Below are 4,841 nucleotides of genomic sequence, written 5' to 3' on the forward strand. Positions count from 1 at the left end.
CGGTTTGAGACAGTTTTTATGATTATTTGAGGCGAATAGCGAGCTATTCAACGAAAAGAATCATAAAAAATGGCCAAATCAGGCTTTTTCGCAGTAGGTCAGTGGTAAGTCCGACAGGCTCCTAGCCATGGCTCATATGAAACTCAGAGCTCGATGTTTTCCATGATCTGGTTATAAAACTCGGACTCTTGTTGTTGTGGTTTTTTGCTGTCGTTGTCACTGTTGTAACCAGAGTCAGGTGTTTTTTTGCCACTGCCCTGTTTCGTGTCTGTTTCTGCACTAGACCGTTTGCTGAAATAGTCCTGGAGCATCTCGACATTAGCTTCTGGTATAAAGAGTCTTCCATCACTCTTACAGAACTGTAAACAGGCCTTGATGGCGTCTACCGGTATGGCATCAAGAAACTGGGTGAATATCGGAGTTTGAAGGGTATAGGCTGAATTGCTTTTGACCATCATGGTCACAAGCTCAGGAAGGGCTCTGGCGTCCACAGATGGTTGACTCCACCGCTGGGTAATGGCTGAGGCATGAAAGCTTTTATTAGGCTGGAACCTTGCCATTTCTGTAAATTGCCTTACATCAGCGTATGCCTGGCTTCGAGTATTCAATCGGGTCTTTCTCTCCGTCATGTAGTCTTGCAGAATCTCGATTTTCTTTTTTGTCAGAATGTTACTGTCATAGTAATCATGATAATTCACCAACTGCAGGATGGCGCCATCAGGCATGGCATCAAGCATCATGAAAAACAGCGCATGGGTCATTTCATCCTCTGAAGTGGCTTGAATCATACGGATAAGTGACTGAGAGCAGGCAGATGCTTCCTGATTGATCTGCCTTCTGATGATGGGGGTGGCATCATAGGGGCAATTCGGATATTGACTGTTCAGAGCCAGAAAGCGGGTAACTTCAGGTGGCAGAGACCAGCGACCTGAGTCTTCAATACTTTCTGAGTATGATGGGCCAGAGTATGATGAACTGAGAGATGATAGTGATGGAGACGTAGCTATTCCTTGCATAATAAACTCCTTAAAATTCGTCCTTGATCTTAAGTTAGAGCGCTGGTTAGGCTAAAAGTTCAACGGACTCCCGATTTTTACAGGCAAATCAATGGCGCAATGCTCAATGGAACTATGCTCAATGGAACTATGCTCAATGGAACTATGTTCAATCTCACATCCCAGTCCTAATTTTGATGCCCGGGACATTCCGGTAGAGTTCCTTATCTTGCATTACACCGCTGTGGACCTACAGGGTACCCTGGACATTCTTTCCAGCACTGAATGTGGCGTTTCAGCTCATTTGGTGATCGATTTGGATGGAACCGTTTATGAGTTGGTTCCTTGCTTGAATGGCGTGGCTCACAGAGCATGGCATGCAGGGGTTAGCCGCTGGCAGGGAAAAGAAGCGTTCAACGATTTCGCCTTAGGGATAGAACTGGTTAATTACAACGGGAATATCTTCCCTTTTACCGATGAGCAATACAAAGCACTCAGAGAAGTGATTCAGCAACTGCAGAAGCATTATCCTAATCTGAATGACCCGGAACGAATTCTTGGCCACGAACAAATAGCCGGTTTCAGGGGAAAGGCTGACCCGGGTTGCTGCTTTGATTGGGGCCGTCTTTTCACAGAAAATTATTCTGATCTTCCTCAGCCTGTTCGTGAGCCGGTTTGCCCGAAGGAGCTTCAGGCTTCTCTTGAAAAGTTACAGCCATTCGAGCCTGCTGATAGAGAGCAGCGTGCACTCTTTTGGCAAAGGGTCAGCGAGTTAACAGAAACGTCCGTCAGGTTGATTCAGCAGGTAACCAGTCCTCGTTCATGACCTGGTCGAAGGTCCATGGGCATTCTAATGGGAATGAATCTTCTTCAATCCGTGTTTCAATACTGGCCAGTTTGACTGCTTGTCGATAGTTTTCTTCATAAAGCTCCATGATTTTTCCACTCAGGCTTGGGTGCTTTTCAATAACTTCCCAAGCCTGTTGTCTGTGAACACGGATACTCGTCTCCCAGCTATGTCCGTATTGTCTTTTAGAGGGTTGGTATTGCCACTTGAGTAAATGCATCAGTAATAAAGTAACGTGACTTTCGAGTTTGTGGAGATGCCTTTTACCCATGCAGTCTACTTCTTCTATAAGGTTGTCAAGATCCAGTCCATTAAGTTGACCGTTCTCAAGCAAATCCGCCTGATGATTTAGCCAGGCATAGAAATCCTTATCGTAATCAGCCATGGTCAGAGGGCCTTTTTAAGGGGCGGAGATGAGGGAAGCTCTTCCCTCTCAGCCAGTGCACGTTGTATTTCCTGGCGAAACCAGGGTTGTTGTCTGAGTCCGCCACTCTCCTGAGCTGCGTTTTCAGGCCAGAGCTCTGGCCAAAAGTTATTGTTCAGTACGTCTTCGACCGACCAGAGTCCTGTATGGAAGTCGGTAAACCAATAGGCTGTTCGAATAGCTGCTTCATAAACAGCTTCTTCATAAGCCGCAGTGAATAGTTTTGGTATACAGTTTTTCAGTGAAGGTTCTTCATTCAATAGTTTTTTGATGTTTTCACGATGGGTGTCAATTCGACACTTCTGGGGATAGCTTCGGAAATCGTACTCATACTGCCAAACCAGTAAATCGGTTAATAGTACGGCAAATCGCTTTTGCAGTTCCTGTTCATAGCCCTGGGCAAGCTTGCGTAACTCTGCGGCCAATAGGTCTTTGTCGATGCTGTTCAGATGGCCTGCTTTCAACAGCTCTGTTTGCCGTGTGGCCCAGCGGTAGTAATCTGTGTGATATAAATTGTCCATGGTTAACCCTCCATCGTGCTTTTACTTTAGTTGGAAAGGGGAGGTGGGGCAAAGGGAGTTGAGCCTGATCCGGTTCTGGAGTGCTGTGGCAGGAGTCTCAGTGATTTGGTAAGCGCGGCTATGATAAATGGGAACCTATATCTGATCGCTTCGCAGAATTATGGTATGCATTCCCACGAGCAATTAAGTTGACCGTTCTCAAGCAAGTTCGCCTAATTACGTAGCAGGCATAGAAATTCTTATCGTAGTCAGCCGATGGAAAGGGGGCGAGGCAAAGTATGTTTCAGGCTGAGCGGTTTGGCGGTTTCCTGTTCAAGCTTACAGCCTCAATAAAAACTCATCGGGAGTGAAAACAGGCATTTCGGCTTTGGTAAAATCTTTGGCATTACGAGTGATAATCGCTTCTGCACCAGCCTGAATGGCGGAGGCATGAAGGACTCCGTCTTCGTAATCATTAAACGAGCTGGTTAAAGCAAACATGAGTACCTGTTGATTGACGGGAGCGATCTGATATATCTGCAATAGTTTATTGATGGCTTCGTGGCCCTGTTTTTTGCCGATCGACTTGCATGCAAGGTAATGTATAGTCGTAATCGTTGTTGCGCAAAGCAGCCCGTTAAGTGCCCTGCGCTCTACCCTGCCCATAATTTCTGAAGAGCTGGCTGCAAAAGGGGAGCGTTCCAGAAGCACGTCCAGGATGATATTAGTATCGACCAGAATGTTCACAGATATTTATCCTCAAGATATTCTTTGTAATCCTCTTCTGTCGACACCACGGAACCCGCCATGGCTCCCTTGAGGCTTTGTGTGAGGGGGGGCAGTTTTTCGGTGGTATCCGATTCATCAATGAGTGCATTAAAATAATCAGCGACCAATTGCGACAGGGACTTTCCGTGATTGGCGGCATATTCTTTAGCATACTCAACAAGCTCAGCTTCCATTCGAAGGGTAAGTTTGTGCATGATGGCTCCTTGGCGTACTATTTTTATAAAGTATACGTCGATTCGGGGTTCTGACAAATGGATTGAGCCTTACCTGTTCTGAGGAGCGTATTTTTTGTCGAACTGGCGGCTCTGTAAAAACGCTTCCTGCTGTTGAGCTCAGCGGTAGTAGTCTGAGTGGTGATAGAGTGTCTATGGTTATCCTTCCATCGTGCTTTACCTTGGATGGAAAGAGGAGGTAGGGGCAAAGAGAGTTGAGCCTGATCAGGTTCTGGAGTGCTGTGGCAGGAGTCGATGATGTGGCAAGCGCAGCTATGATCAATGGGAACCTATATTCGATTGCTTCGCAGGATTATAGTATGCATTTCCGCGATGGATCGTGGGGACGAGAAAATTACGGGGTAGTTGATTTTTATAACTGCTCAATAAGTGTAGGCAAAATAGCATTTTTTCAGATAGCCCTCCTTGAATTTACTGGGTTATAGCTGACTGACCTGCAAAATCGCCTACGTATTTTGAGCAGTTACTGGTTTTTCTTGTATATTCTTATCTCTATATTTGATTTTGCGAAAGCCAAGTGATACTCATTAGAATTAAATAAAATATCGCTAAAAATACAAAACCAATGTTTATATTTAGATTTTCACCTTCTTCTAATTTGAAACTCTTTTTTCCACGAACTGTGAACTGTAAAATAAAAAATAATGGAGTACAAAAAATAAAAAATAAAAAAGACTTCAACGCCATGTACAGATAATTAGCATTACTGTCGTTTAATTCTGTTCTTGGGAATAAGACCTCTATTATCAATTGAGCGATTCCATTCATATTGAAAGCAACAAGGATGTTGTTGATAATTGCAAACAACATGACCATCAATGCCGATACTGAGAGGGAAATCATAAAATTACTTGCAATAATGTTGCTGGATTTTTCAGGGGTTGAATTTTTCCCTGCAATACCAATATAAAAGACCGACAGAAAGAAAAATGCGGTAGTTAAATAATTGACAATAAATAAAGGTATCCCTAAGTCTAAGACAGAATTTAGCTCAAATGAATCTGGAGATAACGATAAGCCTAAATACGTTGATAGTAAATCACCAGATGAGAG

The 4,841-nt window shown here is 44.2% G+C and carries 7 protein-coding genes; 1 reads left to right on the top strand and 6 read right to left on the bottom strand.

Annotated elements, in window-relative coordinates:
• Positions 1-143: 143 nt before the first annotated feature.
• Positions 144-1,016: a hypothetical protein gene (locus tag ACR2PX_RS20750; RefSeq protein WP_434001268.1), complete on the bottom strand. Its 873-nt coding sequence runs from the start codon at positions 1,014-1,016 to the stop codon at positions 144-146.
• Positions 1,017-1,152: 136 nt separating this feature from the next.
• Between ACR2PX_RS20750 and ACR2PX_RS20755 the strand changes: the two genes are divergently transcribed.
• Entirely contained in the window at positions 1,153-1,821 is a 669-nt protein-coding gene (locus tag ACR2PX_RS20755; protein WP_434001269.1) for an N-acetylmuramoyl-L-alanine amidase, read from the top strand.
• Here the strand turns inward: ACR2PX_RS20755 and ACR2PX_RS20760 are convergent.
• The 5 genes from ACR2PX_RS20760 to ACR2PX_RS20780 all read right to left on the bottom strand — a co-directional run.
• Positions 1,784-2,227 carry a DUF29 domain-containing protein gene (locus tag ACR2PX_RS20760; protein WP_434001270.1) on the bottom strand — a complete coding sequence of 148 codons (444 nt, stop codon included), beginning with the start codon at positions 2,225-2,227 and terminating at the stop codon, positions 1,784-1,786. The genes ACR2PX_RS20755 and ACR2PX_RS20760 overlap by 38 nt on opposite strands.
• A gap of 2 nt (positions 2,228-2,229) precedes the next feature.
• Positions 2,230-2,787: a DUF29 domain-containing protein gene (locus ACR2PX_RS20765; RefSeq protein ID WP_434001271.1), complete on the bottom strand. Its 558-nt coding sequence runs from the start codon at positions 2,785-2,787 to the stop codon at positions 2,230-2,232.
• 318 nt (positions 2,788-3,105) lie between these two features.
• On the bottom strand, positions 3,106-3,513 hold the full coding sequence (locus tag ACR2PX_RS20770; protein WP_434001272.1) for a PIN domain-containing protein: 408 nt from the start codon (positions 3,511-3,513) through the stop codon (positions 3,106-3,108).
• Entirely contained in the window at positions 3,510-3,749 is a 240-nt protein-coding gene (locus ACR2PX_RS20775) for a DUF6364 family protein (protein ID WP_434001273.1), read from the bottom strand. Before ACR2PX_RS20775 ends, ACR2PX_RS20770 begins: the two co-directional genes overlap by 4 nt.
• 531 nt (positions 3,750-4,280) lie before the next feature.
• The coding region (locus ACR2PX_RS20780) for a hypothetical protein (protein WP_434001274.1) at positions 4,281-4,841 on the bottom strand (561 nt) is incomplete at its 5' end.

The sequence above is a fragment of the Endozoicomonas sp. genome, assembly GCF_051008435.1.
In the GTDB taxonomy this organism is placed as follows: Bacteria; Pseudomonadota; Gammaproteobacteria; order Pseudomonadales; family Endozoicomonadaceae; genus Endozoicomonas_A.